Here is an 18,352-nt window from a genome sequence, read left to right as displayed (position 1 = left end):
AAAAAGGTGGAACACTAGTAACAGATGCAAAGGCGCTAAAACTGATGCGCCAAACATCAATCAATAGAAATTGTTGCAACGCTAAACCCCAGTTTCCTGGCGTGGCGTCTCCCAGCACATTCTCAAACCTCAAAAGAGTTCTCAAAAACCACGGAAGGGCCAGAAGTCAATGAACGCCTCGAATCCTGAAGCACCAGATCGCAACCTTGCGATGGAGCTCGTCCGAGTTACTGAGTCCGCTGCACTGGCAGCTGGTCAGTGGGTCGGTCGTGGTCAGAAGGAAAAGGGCGACGGCGCTGCCGTCGATGCCATGCGTCAGCTCATCAACACCGTGGCTATGAACGGTGTCGTTGTTATTGGCGAGGGCGAAAAGGACGAAGCCCCGATGCTGTTCAACGGCGAAAAGGTCGGCAACGGCCAAGGCCCGGCCGTTGACATCGCGGTTGACCCGATTGACGGCACGACTCTGATGGCAGAGGGCCGCCCGAACTCTATCGCTGTTCTTGCTGCTGCAGACCGCGGCTCCATGTACGACCCGTCGGCTGTGTTCTACATGGATAAGATTGCTGTTGGCCCGGAGGCTGCCGGCAAGATTGACATCGAGGCTCCAGTTGAGCACAACATCAAGGTCGTTGCTAAGGCCAAGGGGCTGCGTCCGGAAGATGTCACTGTTGTCGTGCTGGATCGCCCGCGCCACGCTGACATGATTCGTGACATCCGCGAAGCTGGCGCCAAGGTTCGACTGATTGGCGATGGTGACGTTGCTGGCGCTGTTGCCGCAGCTCAGAACACGAACTCGGTCGATATCATGATGGGCGTCGGCGGCACCCCAGAAGGTGTCATCACCGCATGCGCCATGAAGTGTATGGGCGGCGAAATCCAGGGCAAACTGCACCCGCGCGATGAGGCCGAAATAAAGAAGGCTCTCGACGCTGGGCACGATCTTTCTCGTGTTCTGACCACCGATGACCTGGTCGCATCCGACAACTGCTACTTCGTTGCCACTGGTGTCACCAACGGTGACATGCTGCGCGGTGTCGCTTACCGCGGTAACGGCGCGTGGACCCGCTCGCTGGTTATGCGCTCCAAGTCCGGCACCATTCGTCGCATCGAGGCTTTCCACTCCCTGGAGAAGCTGCGCAAGTACGCCAGCATCGACTACGGCAAGGGCGAGATGCCTGACATCGATCTGTAAGTAACTACCCCTTTAGTGGTGCCCTCAGGGCACCACTTTTTTAACAAACTGATTCATACTTGAAGACGAATGCGCTAACGGTTCTGCATCGCATGAAAATTGCATGCGCAATGAGGGGTCGTTCTGCGCGCACTCAAGTTCCCCTAACTGAAAGAGGCAACGAATGACAGAGCAGCAGTTCCGCATCGAGCACGACACCATGGGCGAGGTTAAGGTTCCGGTTAACGCCCTGTGGCGCGCACAGACTCAGCGTGCAGTTGAGAACTTCCCGATTTCCGGCCGTCCGCTGGAGTCTGCACAGATTCGCGCTATGGGTCTGCTGAAGGCAGCTTGCGCCATCGTCAACAAGGAGCGCGGCCTGCTGTCTGCTGAGCAGGCAGATGCCATCGTCGCCGCTGCCAAGGAAATTGCCGAAGGCAAGCACGATGCTGAGTTCCCGATTGACGTCTTCCAGACCGGTTCGGGCACTTCTTCCAACATGAACACCAACGAAGTCATTGCGTCCATCGCAAAGGCCAACGGCGTTGAGGTTCACCCGAATGACCACGTCAACATGGGTCAGTCTTCCAACGACACCTTCCCGACTGCCACTCACGTCGCAGCAACCGAGGCAGCTGTCAAGGACCTCGTCCCGGGACTGAAGGTTCTGCAGGAGTCCCTGGCTAAGAAGGCCAAGGAATGGGAGACCGTTGTTAAGTCCGGCCGCACTCACCTGATGGACGCTGTCCCGGTGACCCTGGGTCAGGAGTTCTCGGGTTACGCTCGCCAGATTGAGGCTGGCATTGAGCGCATCGAGGCCACCCTGCCGCGTCTGGGCGAGCTGCCAATCGGTGGTACCGCTGTTGGCACCGGCCTGAACACCCCGGCGGACTTCGGTGCCAAGGTCACCGCTGAGCTCGTCGAACTGACCGGCATCAAGGAGCTGCGCGAGGCTCAGAACCACTTCGAGGCTCAGGCTAACCGCGATGCCCTGGTCGAATTCTCCGGCGCTATGCGCACCGTCGCAGTCTCCCTGAACAAGATCGCTAACGACATTCGCTGGATGGGCTCCGGCCCGCTGACCGGCCTTGCTGAGATTCACCTGCCGGATCTGCAGCCGGGTTCCTCCATCATGCCGGGTAAGGTCAACCCGGTTCTGTGCGAGACTGCCACCCAGGTCGCAGCGCAGGTTCTGGGCAACGACACCGCTGTTGAGTTTGCTGGCGCTAACGGCGCATTCGAGCTGAACGTCTTCATCCCGGTCATGGCACGTAACGTGCTGGAGTCCGCTAAGCTGCTGGCGAACACCGCACGCGTCTTCGCCGAGAAGCTGGTGGACGGCATCGAGCCGAACGTTGAGCGTATGAAGACTCTGGCTGAGTCCTCCCCGTCGATTGTGACCCCGCTGAACTCCGCCATCGGCTACGAGAACGCAGCTAAGGTCGCTAAGACTGCTCTGAAGGAAGGTAAGACCATCCGTCAGACTGTTATCGACATGGGCTTCGTCGACGGCGAGAAGCTGACCGAGGAAGAGCTGGACAAGCGCCTCGACGTGCTGGCAATGGCCAACACTGATCGTGACTAGTTCTTTTCTGAGCTCAAAGGTGTGAATGCACCTTCCGTATAAGACCCCGGAGTCTCACTTCGTTGAGAGACTCCGGGGTCCTTTGTTTTGGTACTCTCCATTCGCAATGATCGGAGAGTGACTTCGTGTCCCCCATTCGACCCCTGCCATACCGCCGGGGATGCGCCCTGCGGCAAACTTTATGTTGATTAGTCAACTTGCCACCACATTGCACTCGGTGTAACTTTGCACCTTGTGCAGATTGATGAAAAAGCTTCTCCCAGATTGGACCCGGGCGAACGTCCCGAATGCAGTCTCCGGGAGCTCAAAAGGTTTCAAACACACTGCGCTTTGGCCGATGCCGCAACCACTCTTGTGTTGGATCGCGGATACGACCACGTCAACATCGAAGACATCTGCCAGCGGGTCAATATCAGTCGACGCACATTCTTCAATTACTTCGACTCCAAGGATCAATCCATCTTCGGCAACGGCATCATGTCATTCGATGCTGACGATGAAGAGACATTCCTCGCCCAAACCCACCAAGACCCCATCGCGGACATGCTCAATTTCATCGAGAAAAAGCAGCGGGCCCAGCTACTCCGATATAAAGAGCTGGGGGCAACCGAGGAATTTCACTGCATGCTCAAGGAGCGTATCCGCGAGATTTTGCGCAATGAGCCAAAGCTCTCGACGGTTGTCATTTCCAATTTTGGCAGCTCAATGCGCCGCGTCCGGTCCGCATTTGAGCGCTATTTCGAGGTGAATCCACAGTCGCGCACGCACCCCGAGCTGCCCGTCGAGCACGAGGTAGCCCTGTCAGTCGGTTTCGTCCGCGAATGCGTGCTCTACTCATCGGCTCATCGGGACGAATTCACAACAGACACACCGCTTCACGACGCCGCCGACGTCGTTAAAAATTTTTGGAGGAGGAATAGTGACAGCTAGCAACACCACTGCTCAAGGACAAACCGACACCACGGTTTCTGGCAACAAGTCCCACTTGGGAATCATCTTCTTCGCGCTCATTCTCACTATGCTGATGAGCTCGCTGGGGCAGATGATTTTCGCCACCGCCCTGCCGACCATCGTCGGCGAGCTCGGCGGAGTTGACCACATGTCGTGGGTTATTTCTGCATTCCTGTTGGCACAGACTGTGGCAATGCCGATTGTCGGCAAGCTCGGTGACATGATTGGGCGCAAGGGCCTGTTCATGATGGGCATCGCTCTGTTCATAATCGGTTCCGTCATGGGTGCAGTCACCAGCTCCATGAGCCTGCTCATCGCCGCCCGCGCTTTTCAGGGATTTGCTGGCGGTACATTGATGGTTTCCTCACAGGCCATCCTGGCCGAGGTTATTCCCGCACGCCAGCGCGGTAAGTACATGGGCATCATGGGTGCTGTGTTCGGTCTGAGTTCCGTGCTGGGACCAGTGCTGGGAGGCTGGTTCACCGACGGCCCGGGCTGGCGCTGGGGCCTGTGGATCAACGTCCCGATGGGCGTGGTTGCACTATCGGCAGCTGCGGCCTTCCTGAAGCTGCCCCGACGCCAGAGTGAAGGAAACTTCGACTACATCGGCACGATGTTCTTGACTGCCGCTGCCTCGACGCTAATTCTCACCACCACGTGGGGCGGTACACAGTACGACTGGAACTCCGGGGTCATCATCTCGCTTATCGTTGCCTCTGTCGTTTCCTGGGTGCTGTTCTTCCTCACCGAGACTCGCGTTTCCAACCCACTGATTCCGACGCACTTGTTTAATAACCGGAACTTCGTGCTCACGACTGTGTCGGGTCTCATTCTGGGTATCGCGATGTTCGGCACTATGGCCTATATTCCGACCTACCTGCAGATGGTGCACTCAATGTCACCGACCGCTGCAGGTTTGATGATGACGCCGATGATGGTCGGCATGCTGCTCACCTCAATTGGCGTTGGCCAGATTATTTCGCGGACTGGTAAGTATCGCTTCTACCCCTTCGTCGGCCTGATGATTATGGCTGTCTCCCTCTACTTGCTGTCCACGCTGGAGACCACCACCCCGCTGTGGCAGGTTGGTGTGTACCTGTTCATCATGGGCTTCGGCCTGGGCACCGGCATGCAGGTTCTAGTTCTCATCGTGCAGAACTCCTTCCCGGTCGCGATGGTCGGTACCGCTACCGCTGCGAATAACTTCTTCCGCCAGATTGGTGGTGCGGTCGGTTCCTCCATTGTGGGTTCGATTTTCATCCACCGCATGAAGGACCTGGCAGGCGAACGCGTTCCGGCTGCTGTCGAACAGATCAAGGCCGCATCACCGGAGGCTGCAGCAGAGTTCGCAAAGCAGATGGGCCCGGAGGGCTTTTCCTCTAAGTCGATTGGTTCACTGACGCCGCATGTGCTGGATAGCATGCCGGCGCCAATCCATGAAGCGCTGATCTCCAGCTACAACGATGGTTTGACGCCGATCTTCTTGGTACTAATGCCAGTGATTATTCTGGCAGCAATCATTGTGTTCTTTGTTCGCGAGGATCCGTTGAAGGAAACCGTCGAATAATTAATTCGCGGGAGCCGCGGCTCCCGGCAGCTATGCCCCCACCTGGCCGTCGGCGCGGTCGAGCTTGTCTAGAATCGGACGGTTCGGCTCACCGGCGGCTTCTGCTTCTTCCTGGACGCGCTTCAGTGCGCGCTCCTCTGGCTTTTCCAGGAGCTTTTCCAAAATAATGACATCGCGCCACTGCCCCGCCATTGGGCCGTAGGTCATCTTTGCCATGTGGTGGTAAATCCCCACTTCACGGAAGCCGAGCTTTCGATGCAGCTTTAGCGATCCCACATTCTCCGGGAAGACCCACGAGTGAATCGACCAGCAGCCGCGCTCCGTGGCATCGTCGATAAGCTTCTGCAGCAGCGTCGCCGCCAGCCCCATGCCCTGCCCGTCAGGGTGGACGTAGATGGAGTCTTCAATGACGCCATTGAAAATCGGGCGCTTGGACACTGGCGCGGCTGATGCCCATGCCAAAATCTTGTCTGGATTCTCCGCATCGACTGCGACATAACACAGGTCAACGCGCTTTAGAGCGATAAATTCGTCCCATTCGGGAGCGGAGTGCTCCCAGGACGCGTGCCCCGTATCAAGGCCAATCTCATAGATTTCTTGGATCTGTGGATAGTCCTCTTCACGCATCATTCGGATCGTGAAATCGCGCTTCTTTTCAGCCATAACTACAAGTGTGGCTAATTTTTTCGCGCACGTCGAACGAAACGCCAAAAATATTGTAAAAAGATTACTTTCTCCTGCGTGGTCGCCCGCTTCCGCCACCGCTTCGACGTCCGCCACGGCCACTGCGCGCATGCTTTACGACGGCCCCAGCGCGCTGCCGACGGGCTTGCTTAGCAAGCGTCTTTTCTCGGGCCGACAACTTCTTTGGAGCTTCGTCAGCCTTCCTGCGCCCCAGCTGCGTGCGTGTCGATCCCTCCCGACGCCCCTGGACAATGCCGACGAACTCCTGCCGGAGCTCGTCGTCCTCTGCTTTCGGCCACACCAACCAAATAGCTGTTCGGGACAGCGGATCTGTGGCACCTTCCTCAGCCACCAAGTTCGATGAGGCCACCGCCTTCTTCGATAGCGCCTTCAAAATCGTGCGAGGCCCCACTACGACACCTGCACCAGTGGCTGCGACAGGCAGCATCTGTCGCAGCTCGTCCGCATCCACGGAGGTCAGCAGCACAGTTTCGTCCGCCAACAGCTCCTCCGGCACGGACTCTGTGAGGGAGAATACGTGTTCTTTTTCGTAGGCCACGCCCCAGGCTTCGTCGTAAAGCCGGATGCGATGGAGCGACTCGGGCAGCGAGCCTTCGGACTCTAACCGAACCAGCACCATGTCAGCGGCACCGCCGACCAGGTCGGACATCGGATCGTCGGCGGCGTGGGTGTGCAGTGTTCCCGGAATCCGATCTCTAAAGCGGCGAAACCACTTCTCGGGACTGGTGCCGGTGGCGAACACGATGCGCAGGACGGCGGGTTCAGGAGTCGACATACTCCGCAAGGTTACTCGAATGGGTGCTAGCGTTGAACCCATGAAACCCCTAACCGCAGCCAAGAAACTTGGCATTTTCCTCCCGGCCACACCCGAGGAATTTCGCACTGGTGAGATTTCGCACGCGCAGTTTGCGGAACTGCAGTCCAATCCGCCGGAGTGGCTCGCTGAGCTACGCCGCAACGGACCGCACCCGCGCCCGGAAGTTGCCCGCAAGCTGGGCATTACTATCACGGCGTTGAAGAAGAATGACATGGACAAGCCGCTGACAACGGCGGAGATTAAGGATTTGCTCGAGCAGATGCCGGGGTGGCTGGAGGCCGCTCGTGAGTCCATGGCGAAGCAGCGCGCGGAAGCCGCTGAGGCAGAGTCCAAGAAGGACGACGGCCCTGGTCGGGCTGCCGCCGAAGCTGCTCGCAACGCCGAGAAATAGCAGACACAGCAGACACAGCAGACACAGCCGACGTCTTCAAGGAGGATCCTCGTGGCCATCGACTACACCGCACATGCAATCAACCACAAGGGCAACGGTACGGTTGTCCTGATTGGCTCGCTGGGCACCACACAGGGGATGTGGGAGCCACAGGTAGCCGCTTTGAGCGAAAAGTACCAGGTCATCACGCCAGATGTCCGTGGCCATGGCGAATCCCCTATCCCCGAGGGTGAGTGGGACATGAGCCACTTGGCCGCCGACATCATCGAGGTCCTCGACGAGGAGGATGTTGACCGCGCACATTTTGTGGGACTATCCCTCGGCGGCGCTATCGCCCAGACCATCGCACTAGAACACGCCGATCGTGTGGTCAGCCTGACACTGTCGTCGACGGCGCCGAAATTCGGTACACCCGAGGCCTGGCAGGAAAAGGCCGAGCTCGTGCGCGACAAGGGCACGGTCGAGCTCGCAGACGCTGTCGTCCGCAACTGGTTTACCGACGAGTGCTTCGACACCACCCCTGAGCTCCCCGCCCGCTTCCGCGACATGATCGCAGATTGCCCCGATGACGGCTACATCGGCGCCTGCGGAGCACTGTCCCGCTTCGACACCCGCGAGCGCCTCGCCGAGATCACCGCTCCGACGCTGGTCATCGCCGGCAAGCAAGACACCTCTACGTCACTCGACGTCGTCACTTCGCTTCACGACGGCATCGCGGGCTCGACCATGGTCGTCATTTCGCCGGCCAAGCACCTGCTTAACCAGGAGACCCCGGAGTACTACAACTCTGCTCTGCTGGCGCACATTGATGGGATTGCCGACTAGGGGTTAAGTAAAGAAAAGACACACTTTTCTTTACTTAACCCAAGTTTCCGGCCTGCTAGGCGCGCAGGTCACAGAAAGCAGAAGACCCCGCCGGTGCGTGATGCACCATGCGGGGTCTTGCTGCGACGCTACCGGGAGGGGAAAGCCCCTCGCCGGGTGGCGTTGATCAGGCTTAAGCCTCCGTGACGGAGCCGCCTGCCTTCTCGATCTTCTCCTTAGCGGAGCCCGAGAACTTCTGTGCGGTGACGTTCAGCTTGACGCTGATCTCGCCGTTGCCCAGAACCTTGACCGGCTGCTTAGCGCGGACCAGGCCAGCTGCGACGAGGTCGGCAACTGCGACGTCGCCGCCGTTCGGGAAGGCCTTCTCGAGGTCGGAGACGTTCACGACCTGGAAGATGACCTTGTTGTTGTTCTTGAATCCCTTGAGCTTCGGCAGACGCATCTGCAGTGGCATCTGGCCACCCTCAAAGTATGCAGGAACCTTGTTGCGGGCCTTGGTGCCCTTCGTACCACGACCAGCGGTCTTACCCTTGGATGCTTCACCACGACCCACGCGGGTCTTGGCCTTGTTTGCACCCTTGGCCGGACGGAGGTCGTGGAGCTTGATTGGATCGCTCATTTTTACTCCCCTGCCACTTCTTCAACCTCGACCAGGTGGCGAACGGTGTGGACCATGCCGCGGGTGACAGCGTTGTCTTCGCGGATGATCTCCTGACCGATGCGCTTCAGGCCGAGGGAACGCAGCGTGTCACGCTGGTTCTGCTTCCTACCAACAGTGCCCTTGATCTGACGGATCTTCAGTGCCATGGGTTATGCCCCCTGTCCTGCAGCACGAGCGCGCAGCATGGCTGCCGGAGCAACCTCTTCGAGGCTCTTGCCACGACGTGCGGCGACCTCTTCTGGGCGCACGAGCTCCTTGAGGCCGGCCACCGTTGCGTGAACAACGTTGATGGCGTTCGGCGAGCCGAGCGACTTGCAGAGAATGTCCTGGACGCCAGCGCACTCCAGCACCGGGCGGGCTGCGCCACCGGCGATAACACCGGTACCTGGTGCAGCCGGACGCAGCATGACGACGCCTGCTGCGGCCTCGCCCTGCACCGGGTGGGTGATGGTGCCGTTGATCATCGGGACACGGAAGAAGTTCTTGCGAGCTTCCTCGGCACCCTTCTGGATAGCAGCCGGGACTTCCTTGGCCTTGCCGTAGCCGACACCGACCATGCCCTGGCCGTCACCCACGATCACCAGAGCGGTGAAGCTGAAGCGACGACCACCCTTGACGACCTTGGACACACGGTTGATGGTGACGACGCGCTCGATGTACTGGTTGCGCTCGTCCTGCTGGTTGTTGCGACGATCGTTACGGCCACCGCGGTCGTTGCGGCCGCCGCGCTCGTTGCGATCGTTGCGGTTGTTATCGGCGGAGCGTCCGCCGTTACGGTCACGTTCCGACATCACGCGTTCCTTCCGTTGGAGTTCATGGTGTTGGTGGTCATTAGAACTTCAGACCACCTTCGCGGGCGGCGTCAGCCAGAGCGGCGACGCGGCCGTGGTACTGGTAGCCAGCGCGGTCGAAGACGACTGCCTCGATGCCAGCTTCCTTCGCACGCTGTGCGATCAGTTCGCCAACCTTGGCGCCACGTGCCTTCTTGTCGCCCTCGACTCCACGGACCTCTGCTTCGAGGGTGGACGCAGCGCACAGGGTGTGACCGACGGTGTCGTCGATGACCTGAACGTGCATGTGACGAGAGGTACGGTGCACAACGAGACGTGGAGTCTCTGGGGTGCCGGACAGGGTCTTGCGGATACGGAAGTGGCGACGTGCGCGAGCGTTGCGACGGCGGGTGGAGATGTCCTTGCCCACCGGCAAACGCTGGCCTTCCTTGTTCGTTGCGTTGTTGCTCATTACTTACCCGTCTTTCCATCCTTGCGACGGACCTGCTCGCCTTCGTAACGGATGCCCTTACCCTTGTATGGGTCATCCTTCCGCAGACGGCGGATGTTAGCGGCGATCTGTCCAACCTGCTGCTTGTTGATGCCTTCGATGGAGAACTTGGTGTTTCCGTCGACGGCAAACTTGATGCCCTCAGGCGCCTCAATCAGGACTGGGTGAGAGTAGCCCAGTGCGAACTCCAGGTTCTGGCCCTTGAGCTGCACACGGTAACCCACACCGAAGATTTCCATCTTGATGGTGTAGCCAGTAGTAACGCCCACGACCATGTTGTTGATCAGGGAGCGGGACAGGCCGTGCAGGGAACGGTTCTTGCGGCGGTCATCGGGGCGGGAGACGACGAGTTCTTCGCCTTCCTGAGCCACGGTGATTGGTGCCGGAATCTCTTCAGCCAGGGTGCCCTTAGGACCCTTGACTTCAACGTTCTGGCCGTTGATGGTGACGGTGACGCCAGAGGGGACGGTCACCGGTGCCTTGCCAATACGAGACATGGTTAAACCTCCTCTTACCAGACGTAGGCGAGGACTTCTCCGCCCACGCCCTTGTTGTTGGCCTCACGGTCAGTCAGCAGACCCTGGGACGTGGAGATAATAGCCACGCCCAGGCCACCGAGAACCTTTGGCAGATTAGTGGACTTTGCGTAAACGCGCAGACCCGGCTTGGAAACACGACGCACGCCAGCGATGGAACGCTCGCGAGATGGGCCGTACTTCAGGTTAAGCTCCAGGGTCTTGCCGACGGTCTCGTCGTTAACGGAGTAGTCGGCGATGTAGCCTTCCTGCTTCAAGATTTCGGCGATGTTGGCCTTGATCTTGGAGGATGGCATAGACACGGTGTCGTGGAACGCATTGTTTGCGTTGCGCACTCGTGACAACATGTCCGCAATCGGATCAGTCATGGTCATGTGAAGTGACCTGTTGCCTTTTTCGTTACGGTTCCCGTGCTCACCCTTGATGAATCGCGTGTACCGCACGATCGCTGGCTACTCACGCTCCGCCTAACTCAGTAGTTAGGGGTGCTCGCTGCCTTTATCCGTGCGGCCGCTTCGGGCGAGGGGCCTGTAACAAAGTGGATGTACAGTTTTTCTCCCTTGTAGCGGGAGACTCTTTCCGCAGGTCATGTGGCATTCCCGGGATTTTGACGCGTTAGCGTCGAAAAAAAGAACATGGGGGTACCTACCTACGGCAAGACCTGACTAGCCTAGCAACCAGCTAAAACATGTCCAAATCCCTGCTCAGAAGCATAGAGCTGAGGTGTAGGGTCGGCGCCATTCAGGGCCGACCGACCTCACTAGCCGCACCTGCTGGCTCACACACTCACCTGCACAGCTCCACAATCCCTCCTTGTAGTACTTTGATTAGGCTTACCTTGTTCATATAAGCTTGCTCCCGTTAAGATCATGGACTTTCACGCGTCAAGGAGGGATGCATGGCTATCTCTACCCCGCATGCGCAATCCCCTTCTCAATCACACCTGGGGTCTCGCGCGGACGCTACTGCGGACGCTTCTGCCAGCGCTCCATCAGGTAAAATCCCGCGTCGCCTCGTCGGCCTCGGCGTCCTTTTCCTCCTATTGCTCGCCAGCATCGTTGCCAGCATCGTGTTTGGATCACGGCAGATCCCTTTTGGAGAAGTGTCCGCCGTGTTCCGCGATCTCGGCACGGCGTTCGGCCACGCGGAGGGGCTGAATGTGGATCAGCGCGTGATCGTCGAGCTCCGCATTCCCCGCACCCTGTTGGGCCTAGTCGCCGGTGCTGCCCTTGGCGCCTCCGGTGCATTGATCCAAGGGCACACGCGCAACCCTCTCGCGGACACGGGCATTCTCGGCATCAACTACGGTGCGTCCCTGGCCGTGGTTGCCAGCTTCTCCTTGCTGGGTGTGACGTCCGTGTGGGCTACCAGCATGTGGGCGTTCGGTGGGGCCATCGCTGCTACTGCGTTGGTGTTTAGTTTGGCGTCCATAGGAGGAGGACAGGCCAATCCAATGACGCTGGTCCTCGGCGGCGCGGCTTTGTCCGCGGTCCTCAGCGCCATCATCAGCGGTTTTATCCTCACTGACGATGCCAATCTGGATCGCATGCGCTTCTGGACCGTCGGCTCCATCGCGGGCCGGGATCTCACCGTGTTCTACGGCGTGCTGCCGTTTATCCTGGTGGGCCTCCTGCTGGCGTTCATCACGGCACCGCAGCTAAACCTCCTGAATCTGGGCGATGACATCGCCTCCGGACTGGGCATCAACACCCAGCGCGCCCGCCTGATTGGCATGGCTCTGATCGCACTGCTGGCCGGTGCCGCGACAGCTGCCGCCGGCCCCATCACCTTCATCGGCCTGGTGGTCCCGCACCTCGTGCGCGCCATCACGGGCCCTGATTACCGCTGGATCCTCCCTTACTCTGCCCTGACGGGTGCGGTGATGATGCTGTTCGCAGACGTGGTGGGCCGTCTGATCGCTCGTCCGGGCGAGTTGCAAGTAGGCATCATCCTCGCGTTCGTGGGCGCGCCGTTCTTCATCGCCCTTATTTATCGACGCCGGGTGGTGGCCATTTAATGAGTTCCCTCCTTGCCCGCCCTACCTCTTCCACTATCCCTGGGCGCCCGCCATTCCGCGTGGGCTCATTTTCTGTGGTCTGGCGCCCTCGCGCGTTGACGGTGTCTCTATTGCTGCTCGTGGCGATCGTCTTGCTAGCGGCGGTCTCCATCGGCCTGGGTGACTATCCTGTGTCCCCGGCTCGTGTGCTGGAGGTGCTGTTCACCGGCCAGGGCACCCGCATTGAGCGTCTGGTGGTTTTGGATTGGCGCATGCCTCGTGCGCTGACGGCCATTCTGGTGGGCTGTGCGCTGGGATTATCCGGAGCCCTCACTCAGTCCGTGACTCGCAATGCGCTGGCCAGCCCGGATATCTTGGGCTTCACTACGGGCGCGTCCGCGGCCGCGGTCACCGTCATCACTCTGGGTGGTGGCGCTGGTGGTTTCCTCGGCTGGCTCAGCAGCATCGGCATTCCCTTGGCCGCGGTGCTTGGTGCGGCTGTCACCGCAACGGTGATGTGGGCTCTGGCGTGGAGGAGATCGACTGATTCCTTCCGGCTAGTGCTGTTCGGCATCATCATCTCTGCTCTGTTGACCTCGTATATCAACTTCCTGATGATCCGCACGGAGTTGCGCGATGCCGCGGCCGCGCAGTTCTGGCTTACTGGCTCCCTGAGCACTGCGGACTGGTCCAAGATGTGGCCCATCGCCATTGTTGTGTTGGTGTTTACACCGCTGCTGGCCTGGATTGGTCACCAACTTTTAGCCACCTTGCTGGGCTCGGATACTGCACGGGCTTTGGGACAAAACGTCCAGGGTGTGCAGGTGCTTCTGCTCGCCGCTGCCGTGGCTTTGGCAGCAGTGGCGGTCTCGGCCGCTGGCCCCATCGGGTTCGTCGCCTTCGTGGCCCCACAGGTGGCGCTGCGCTTGTGCAACTGCTCTGCACCACCGCTTCTGGCCTCTGCGCTGACCGGCGCTGCGCTACTCCTGCTGGCAGATATCAGCACCCAAACTCTTCTGCCCGTAGAGCTGCCGGTGGGCATTCTCACCTCGGCAATCGGCGGTGCGTTCCTTATTTATTTGCTGGTCCAACGGAATAGGTCAACCACGGCATGAGAAAAGATCCCACCCTGGAAGTTAGCAGTGCCGCGAACAAAGAAGGACACATGACTCAGAAGCACAGCATGAGCGCACGCGGCCTCGCCGTGGGCTACGGCGACCGGACGGTCATCGAAGGCTTGGACGTGGACTTTCCTCGCGGGCAGATCACCACAATCATCGGCCCCAATGGCTGCGGCAAATCCACGTTGTTGCGAGCCATGTCTCGTCTCCTTCCGGCGAATGAGGGCGAAGTGCTGTTAGACGGCGCCGATATCTCATCCATCAGGCGCAAGGACCTCGCACGGACCATCAGCGTGCTGCCACAAACCCCTACCGCCCCGGAGGGACTCAACGTGGCTGATCTCGTCTCGCGCGGTCGGCACCCACACCAATCGTGGATCCGTCAGTGGTCGTCCACGGACGAAGCCGAGGTGCACAAGGCGCTGGAAATGACTGGCTCGATGGGGCTGGCGGAGCGCACCCTGGATTCTCTGTCCGGAGGGCAGCGGCAGCGTGTGTGGATCTCCATGGTTCTTGCGCAGAACACGGACATCCTGTTCCTGGACGAGCCCACCACCTACCTGGATCTGGCCACGTCGGTAGAGATTTTGGAGCTGGTGCAGCGTCTACGCCGAGAGCTGGATCGGACTGTGGTGATGGTGCTGCACGATCTCAACTTGGCTGTACGCTACAGCGATAATCTCGTGGTGATGAAGGATGGACAGGTCCTCGCCACCGGGCGTCCCAGCGAGGTCATTACCCCAGAGCTACTGCTCGAGGCGTTTGCCCTCAACGCGCTAGTCATCGAGGATCCTGTCACCGGCGGTCCGCTGATCGTCCCCAAGTGACGATCAGGGCTTAGTCCTCCATCAGCTCCTGGGCGGGAGTCTTCTTGGACTTCCGCCAGTTGATCATCGCGGAAATCACCACCGGAGTCACAGACACCAGCACGATGACGATGGCGATCATGTCGATGCGATCCGCAATGCCCGGGATATCCCCCAGCAGCACGCCAATGCCGACCATGCTGACAATCCACAGCACTGCACCCGTGACGTTCCATCCCACGAACTTCTTGTACGGCATCTCCGCGGTACCAGCGGCCACGGGAATGTAGGTACGCACGATCGGGATGAAGCGCCCCAGTACCAGAGCCAACGGCCCGTACTTCAGGAAGAAAGCCTCGGCTTGTTCGAGGTGCTCGGTTATGAGGATCTTGGCGTCGGGCTTAAACAACTTGCGGCCAAAGCGGTGGCCGAGCCAGAAACCTACCTGGTCGCCCAAGAACGCCGCGACGATGGCCACGCCCACCAGAATCGGAACGTTCAAGCCCAGCTGATCGCGCAAGATTGCCGCGGTGACCAGCATGGAATCGCCGGGGAGGAACGGGAAGAGCACGCCGGATTCAATAAAGATAATCAGCGCAATGCCGCCGAGCGCCCAGCCGCCAAAGTTCTGGAGCAGGGTGGTGGCGTCCATGAGGTCGCTTAAGTGCACAGGGAATCCCTTCTAGAAAACAACTGGTCTATTCTTACCCCGGTTTCTGACCGGAATACAGGCAGCTCGCCCCTAGCGTGCATCCGTTATCCCCATGAGTGCCCGTCCCCTAGCCAGCAACAGCAAAACCGCCCCAGCACGTTCATGCGGGGCGGTTCGGCAGTTGATTCAGACTACTTCGTGGCGTCTGCCAACGGCTGCTCGATCTTGTCCAGCAGGTAGTTCAGGCTCAGCACGGTCTGCCATCCGAAGGCCTTTTCCAGGTCGCCTTCCAGGTAGACACTGTGTCCGTCCTTCACGGCGGGCAGCTTGCCCACGATCGGATCCTCGGTCACAGAAGCCTTGCTCTGCTTCGGAGAGTAAGACAGTTGATCCCACACCAGCACGTCAGAGTTGATCTGGTCTGCGTTTTCCTTGGAGACCTCACCGTAGAACTTGTCCTTGGTGATGCCCGCGTAGGCCGGGTTGATCTTGAATCCCAGCTCGGTGAAGAAGCGGCTACGCGGATCGCCCTCGGCAAAGACAGCCAGGCTCTCGTCGGAGACAGTGGCCACGCCGAGTTCCTTTTCGGCCCATTCTGGGTGGCGGCCCTTGAGCTCTGCGAACTTCTCCTTGACCTGCTCCACCTGGCGCTTTGCCTCTTCAGGCTTGCCCACGGCCTGCCCGATCTCTTCCGTGGTCACGTCCCATGGTTGCTGTAGTTCTTCGTATTCGCCCTTTTGTACGACGACAGGGGCGATCTCAGACAGCTTCTTGTACGTGTCTTCATCGATGTCCGAGTACACGGCCACGATGAGGTCTGGATTGTCCTTGGCGATGGCTTCCGCGTTGACTTCTGTGTCCTTGTCGATCCGAGGAGTGTCGCCCTCGATCTTGTCATTGGACCAGTTGCCCGCAGCCTGACCATCCGGGGTCATTCCGTCCCAGTACTTCACGGAGACAGGAGTAACTCCCAGCGCCAGCAGTGCGTCCTGATCCGTGTAGCCCAAGGAGACCACGCGCTGCGGGGCTTCCTTGATTTCGGTGGAGCCGTAGCGGTGCTCGATGGTGGTGGGGAATGCGCCCTGCTCGGCGTTGACTGCCTGGGAGTCCCCGGAATTTCCGGACTGGTCATCAGTCGAGCAAGCGGTCAGTGCCGCGCCCAAGGTCAGCACAGCAGCGGTGCTAACGAGAATCTTCTTGAGTGTCATTTTTCTCCGTTGTTACTGGTGACGGATTTCCGCGCGAGGCGTGGCCCGTACACAAAAGGGAAAGGTCAAACCTTTGGTTGGATATATCCAGCCCTATGTCCAAAGAATTCGGTGGCGGTCAGTTCCGAGTTGTCGTCGAGACGAACACGATCCAGAACAATCGCCGGCGCCGGCACGTTGGCACGGGGCGATCCACAGACCACCGCGATTCCTCCCTCGTGAGGGATGGTGACTCGGCCGGGGGTTCCGCCGAAGCGGCCCTGCGAGACGTGCGCGGAAAGCACGCGGACGCGCTGGCCTCGGAATTCAAAGTAAGCATTGGGGTACGGGTCGGACTGCGCCCTGACCAGCAAGGCGATATCTTCCGCAGGTTGGGTGAAATCTATGCGAGATTCCTGCTCGCCGCGCTTGTGGAAGTACGTAGCGCGGGTGGGATCTTGAGGTTGCGCAGTGGCGGTGCCTTGGGCGACGTCACTCAATGCGCGTTCCACGAGGGGCTCGATGAGGTCGATGGTCTTGGCCACGAGATCCGTGGTGGTGTCCTGCGGACCCACGGGGATCGCGCGCTGGGCAACGATGGGTCCGCCGTCCAGCACTTCATCCATCTCGTGCACAGTGACGCCCACGTGAGTTTCCCGGTTCAACAGCGCCCACAGGATGGGCGAAAATCCGGCGTACTCGGGCAGGAGACCATCGTGGACATTCAATGCGCCGTGCTTGGCCAGGCTGAAAACCTCGGGAGGAAGCCAGGTTCGCCAATTGTTGGCCACGATGATGTCTGGTGCAGCATCGCGCAACGCCTCAATGACGTCTTGACCCACGCGCTCAGTGACACACACCTGGAGCTCATGTTCGCTGGCGAGCTCCTCAACGGAGTCTGCCCACATTTGCTCATAAGGGTGATCGCTGGCAGGGTGCGTAACTACCAAAACTACTTCATGACCAGCATTGATGACCGCAGACAACGTCCGGTGTCCCCACGACTGATAGCCGAAAACAGCAACTCGCATGCAGGGGATGTTAGCTTAGGTTTACCTATGTAGTCAATGATGAAAGTGGCGCAATTTTCATGCCAGACTCCCCGGACGTGACCACCCTTCACCGAATCTCGGTGCCCGCGGATGCGGAAGCCCTCGTTTTCCCGGACCCCTACCGCTCGAACGTCGAGCTCACCGAATCGATGTCCACCGTCGATGTGCGCATCCCGGCGCACTCAGCAGTGACCTATAGCTTTCAATCCGGCGAGCTGAAATATCCCGATCCACATAACGCACACGGCGCAGGCCCACAGGCGAGCCTATTGAGCGGCGATTCTGTGGACCAGACACTCTGGCCGCCTCGCTCCCCAGAAGTCATCGCGGACTTGCCCGGCGCACGCCTGTCCATCGACCGGAAGGTATTCGGCAGGCGCTGCACCGCGCGCCTCGATGACCGCGGTGCGGATACCACCGTGGTGTTTTTGGATGGCGATGACTGGATCCATCTGCATGACCTCACGGGCGCACTGGACCGGGCAGTCACGGCAGGGCTTATCCCCCAGATCAACCGCGTCTTCCTGCCGGCAGCCAAAGACCGCAGCGAGGAGTACACCTCCCAAACATTCGCCAGCGCACTGGCCACCGAGCTTCCGCCGATCATCAACAGCAGCCACATAGTCCTGGTGGGGCAAAGCTTCGGCGGTCTCTCCGCCCTGCGCGCAGCTCTTACGGCTTCCACCGAAACCACGCCTGCAATCAAAGGAGCCATCGCCCAGTCCCCTGCCGTCTGGTGGTCCGCTGACCGTTCTGCAGAGCTCGCGGACACGCTCTCGGACGGGCCCGCAGGAGGCGACATTGCCGCACAGCTCACTGGCCCCTCACTCGAAAATCCTGCGGCTCACAGTGGCTCCGGTCTGGCACGCATCGTACTGACGTGCGGTGCAGAAGAGCCGCCCATGCAACGACACGTGGATGCAGTGGCCGATGCCCTGACACGCCGCGGCTTTCCCACCACCAATCACCGCACGCCCGGTGGCCACGACCCTGCGATGTGGCGCCACGGGATCATCCCGGCACTCGCCGAATTGCTGGGCTGAAT

21 protein-coding genes are annotated in these 18,352 nt (G+C 59.7%); 10 read left to right on the top strand and 11 right to left on the bottom strand.

Annotation, left to right across the window (positions count from 1 at the left end; genetic code table 11):
- The first annotated feature begins 169 nt into the window (after positions 1 to 169).
- From glpX to QP981_RS09345, 4 genes are all read left to right on the top strand, one after another.
- Complete coding sequence (gene glpX / locus QP981_RS09360; protein ID WP_005510610.1) at positions 170 to 1,195, top strand: class II fructose-bisphosphatase; 1,026 nt, start codon at positions 170 to 172, stop codon at positions 1,193 to 1,195.
- Between the two features lie 163 nt (positions 1,196 to 1,358).
- A complete protein-coding gene (locus tag QP981_RS09355; protein ID WP_016423173.1) occupies positions 1,359 to 2,759 on the top strand; it encodes a class II fumarate hydratase in 1,401 nt (466 codons plus the stop codon).
- A 234-nt stretch (positions 2,760 to 2,993) separates the two neighbouring features.
- Entirely contained in the window at positions 2,994 to 3,689 is a 696-nt protein-coding gene (locus QP981_RS09350; protein WP_224433652.1) for a TetR/AcrR family transcriptional regulator, read from the top strand.
- On the top strand, positions 3,679 to 5,277 hold the full coding sequence (locus tag QP981_RS09345; RefSeq protein ID WP_284857903.1) for an MDR family MFS transporter: 1,599 nt from the start codon (positions 3,679 to 3,681) through the stop codon (positions 5,275 to 5,277). The genes QP981_RS09350 and QP981_RS09345 overlap by 11 nt, the downstream gene beginning before the upstream one ends.
- A 30-nt stretch (positions 5,278 to 5,307) precedes the next feature.
- On the opposite strand, the gene QP981_RS09340 is transcribed toward QP981_RS09345, so the two are convergent.
- Both QP981_RS09340 and QP981_RS09335 read right to left on the bottom strand, forming a co-directional pair.
- Positions 5,308 to 5,940: a GNAT family N-acetyltransferase gene (locus tag QP981_RS09340; RefSeq protein WP_038626150.1), complete on the bottom strand. Its 633-nt coding sequence runs from the start codon at positions 5,938 to 5,940 to the stop codon at positions 5,308 to 5,310.
- 64 nt (positions 5,941 to 6,004) lie between these two features.
- On the bottom strand, positions 6,005 to 6,757 hold the full coding sequence (locus tag QP981_RS09335; protein WP_284857902.1) for a type 2 periplasmic-binding domain-containing protein: 753 nt from the start codon (positions 6,755 to 6,757) through the stop codon (positions 6,005 to 6,007).
- A 40-nt stretch (positions 6,758 to 6,797) separates the two neighbouring features.
- Here QP981_RS09335 and QP981_RS09330 point away from each other — a divergent pair, with 40 nt between their 5' ends.
- Together QP981_RS09330 and QP981_RS09325 are read left to right on the top strand one after the other, a co-directional pair.
- Entirely contained in the window at positions 6,798 to 7,190 is a 393-nt protein-coding gene (locus tag QP981_RS09330) for a DUF5997 family protein (RefSeq protein ID WP_070628935.1), read from the top strand.
- 51 nt (positions 7,191 to 7,241) lie between these two features.
- Positions 7,242 to 8,015, top strand: a complete 774-nt coding sequence (locus QP981_RS09325; RefSeq protein WP_049181651.1) for an alpha/beta fold hydrolase — start codon at positions 7,242 to 7,244, stop codon at positions 8,013 to 8,015.
- Positions 8,016 to 8,187: 172 nt separating this feature from the next.
- On the opposite strand, the gene rplO is transcribed toward QP981_RS09325, so the two are convergent.
- The 6 genes from rplO to rpsH are packed head-to-tail and all read right to left on the bottom strand — an operon-like array spanning position 8,188 to position 10,867.
- Entirely contained in the window at positions 8,188 to 8,634 is a 447-nt protein-coding gene (gene rplO, locus QP981_RS09320) for a 50S ribosomal protein L15 (protein ID WP_012359606.1), read from the bottom strand.
- A gap of 2 nt (positions 8,635 to 8,636) precedes the next feature.
- A complete protein-coding gene (gene rpmD, locus QP981_RS09315; RefSeq protein WP_048733820.1) occupies positions 8,637 to 8,822 on the bottom strand; it encodes a 50S ribosomal protein L30 in 186 nt (61 codons plus the stop codon).
- A 3-nt stretch (positions 8,823 to 8,825) separates the two neighbouring features.
- A complete protein-coding gene (gene rpsE / locus QP981_RS09310) occupies positions 8,826 to 9,467 on the bottom strand; it encodes a 30S ribosomal protein S5 (protein ID WP_012359604.1) in 642 nt (213 codons plus the stop codon).
- Between the two features lie 40 nt (positions 9,468 to 9,507).
- Complete coding sequence (rplR, locus tag QP981_RS09305; RefSeq protein ID WP_035004242.1) at positions 9,508 to 9,918, bottom strand: 50S ribosomal protein L18; 411 nt, start codon at positions 9,916 to 9,918, stop codon at positions 9,508 to 9,510.
- Positions 9,918 to 10,454, bottom strand: coding sequence for a 50S ribosomal protein L6 (gene rplF / locus QP981_RS09300; protein WP_035004244.1), 537 nt, complete (start codon positions 10,452 to 10,454; stop codon positions 9,918 to 9,920). The genes rplR and rplF overlap by 1 nt, the downstream gene beginning before the upstream one ends.
- Positions 10,455 to 10,468: 14 nt before the next feature.
- Positions 10,469 to 10,867, bottom strand: a complete 399-nt coding sequence (gene rpsH, locus QP981_RS09295) for a 30S ribosomal protein S8 (RefSeq protein WP_034986964.1) — start codon at positions 10,865 to 10,867, stop codon at positions 10,469 to 10,471.
- Positions 10,868 to 11,391: 524 nt separating this feature from the next.
- On the opposite strand from rpsH, the gene QP981_RS09290 reads away from it, so the two are divergent.
- The 3 genes from QP981_RS09290 to QP981_RS09280 are packed head-to-tail and all read left to right on the top strand — an operon-like array spanning position 11,392 to position 14,437.
- On the top strand, positions 11,392 to 12,510 hold the full coding sequence (locus tag QP981_RS09290; RefSeq protein ID WP_005325331.1) for a FecCD family ABC transporter permease: 1,119 nt from the start codon (positions 11,392 to 11,394) through the stop codon (positions 12,508 to 12,510).
- On the top strand, positions 12,510 to 13,604 hold the full coding sequence (locus QP981_RS09285; RefSeq protein WP_005325330.1) for a FecCD family ABC transporter permease: 1,095 nt from the start codon (positions 12,510 to 12,512) through the stop codon (positions 13,602 to 13,604). The genes QP981_RS09290 and QP981_RS09285 overlap by 1 nt, the downstream gene beginning before the upstream one ends.
- A gap of 50 nt (positions 13,605 to 13,654) precedes the next feature.
- A complete protein-coding gene (locus QP981_RS09280) occupies positions 13,655 to 14,437 on the top strand; it encodes an ABC transporter ATP-binding protein (protein WP_019176090.1) in 783 nt (260 codons plus the stop codon).
- A 10-nt stretch (positions 14,438 to 14,447) separates the two neighbouring features.
- Here the strand turns inward: QP981_RS09280 and QP981_RS09275 are convergent, their stop codons facing one another.
- The 3 genes from QP981_RS09275 to QP981_RS09265 all read right to left on the bottom strand — a co-directional run bounded on the left by QP981_RS09275 (position 14,448) and on the right by QP981_RS09265 (position 17,286).
- Positions 14,448 to 15,086 carry a DedA family protein gene (locus tag QP981_RS09275; protein WP_005325329.1) on the bottom strand — a complete coding sequence of 213 codons (639 nt, stop codon included), beginning with the start codon at positions 15,084 to 15,086 and terminating at the stop codon, positions 14,448 to 14,450.
- Between the two features lie 173 nt (positions 15,087 to 15,259).
- Positions 15,260 to 16,276, bottom strand: a complete 1,017-nt coding sequence (locus tag QP981_RS09270; RefSeq protein ID WP_005291893.1) for an iron-siderophore ABC transporter substrate-binding protein — start codon at positions 16,274 to 16,276, stop codon at positions 15,260 to 15,262.
- Between the two features lie 65 nt (positions 16,277 to 16,341).
- Positions 16,342 to 17,286, bottom strand: a complete 945-nt coding sequence (locus QP981_RS09265) for a methionyl-tRNA formyltransferase (RefSeq protein WP_005325328.1) — start codon at positions 17,284 to 17,286, stop codon at positions 16,342 to 16,344.
- A 77-nt stretch (positions 17,287 to 17,363) separates the two neighbouring features.
- On the opposite strand from QP981_RS09265, the gene QP981_RS09260 reads away from it, so the two are divergent.
- Positions 17,364 to 18,350, top strand: a complete 987-nt coding sequence (locus QP981_RS09260; protein WP_224784305.1) for an alpha/beta hydrolase — start codon at positions 17,364 to 17,366, stop codon at positions 18,348 to 18,350.
- Positions 18,351 to 18,352 lie beyond the last annotated feature (2 nt).

This window comes from Corynebacterium sp. MSK047 (assembly GCF_030232285.1).
GTDB classification, from domain to species: Bacteria; Actinomycetota; Actinomycetes; order Mycobacteriales; family Mycobacteriaceae; genus Corynebacterium; species Corynebacterium jeikeium_D.
This window is presented reverse-complemented; position numbering and strand designations above follow the sequence as displayed.

Bases quoted from the DNA above. Each gene is read 5' to 3' on its own strand.
- glpX (WP_005510610.1), top strand. From the start codon at position 170: ATGAACGCCTCGAATCCTGAAGCACCAGATCGCAACCTTGCGATGGAG.
- QP981_RS09355 (WP_016423173.1), top strand. From the start codon at position 1,359: ATGACAGAGCAGCAGTTCCGCATCGAGCACGACACCATGGGCGAGGTT.
- QP981_RS09340 (WP_038626150.1), bottom strand. From the start codon at position 5,940: ATGGCTGAAAAGAAGCGCGATTTCACGATCCGAATGATGCGTGAAGAG.
- QP981_RS09335 (WP_284857902.1), bottom strand. From the start codon at position 6,757: ATGTCGACTCCTGAACCCGCCGTCCTGCGCATCGTGTTCGCCACCGGC.
- QP981_RS09330 (WP_070628935.1), top strand. From the start codon at position 6,798: ATGAAACCCCTAACCGCAGCCAAGAAACTTGGCATTTTCCTCCCGGCC.
- rplO (WP_012359606.1), bottom strand. From the start codon at position 8,634: ATGAGCGATCCAATCAAGCTCCACGACCTCCGTCCGGCCAAGGGTGCA.
- rpmD (WP_048733820.1), bottom strand. From the start codon at position 8,822: ATGGCACTGAAGATCCGTCAGATCAAGGGCACTGTTGGTAGGAAGCAG.
- rpsE (WP_012359604.1), bottom strand. From the start codon at position 9,467: ATGTCGGAACGTGACCGTAACGGCGGACGCTCCGCCGATAACAACCGC.
- rplR (WP_035004242.1), bottom strand. From the start codon at position 9,918: ATGAGCAACAACGCAACGAACAAGGAAGGCCAGCGTTTGCCGGTGGGC.
- rplF (WP_035004244.1), bottom strand. From the start codon at position 10,454: ATGTCTCGTATTGGCAAGGCACCGGTGACCGTCCCCTCTGGCGTCACC.
- rpsH (WP_034986964.1), bottom strand. From the start codon at position 10,867: ATGACCATGACTGATCCGATTGCGGACATGTTGTCACGAGTGCGCAAC.
- QP981_RS09290 (WP_005325331.1), top strand. From the start codon at position 11,392: ATGGCTATCTCTACCCCGCATGCGCAATCCCCTTCTCAATCACACCTG.
- QP981_RS09285 (WP_005325330.1), top strand. From the start codon at position 12,510: ATGAGTTCCCTCCTTGCCCGCCCTACCTCTTCCACTATCCCTGGGCGC.
- QP981_RS09280 (WP_019176090.1), top strand. From the start codon at position 13,655: ATGACTCAGAAGCACAGCATGAGCGCACGCGGCCTCGCCGTGGGCTAC.
- QP981_RS09270 (WP_005291893.1), bottom strand. From the start codon at position 16,276: ATGACACTCAAGAAGATTCTCGTTAGCACCGCTGCTGTGCTGACCTTG.
- QP981_RS09265 (WP_005325328.1), bottom strand. From the start codon at position 17,286: ATGCGAGTTGCTGTTTTCGGCTATCAGTCGTGGGGACACCGGACGTTG.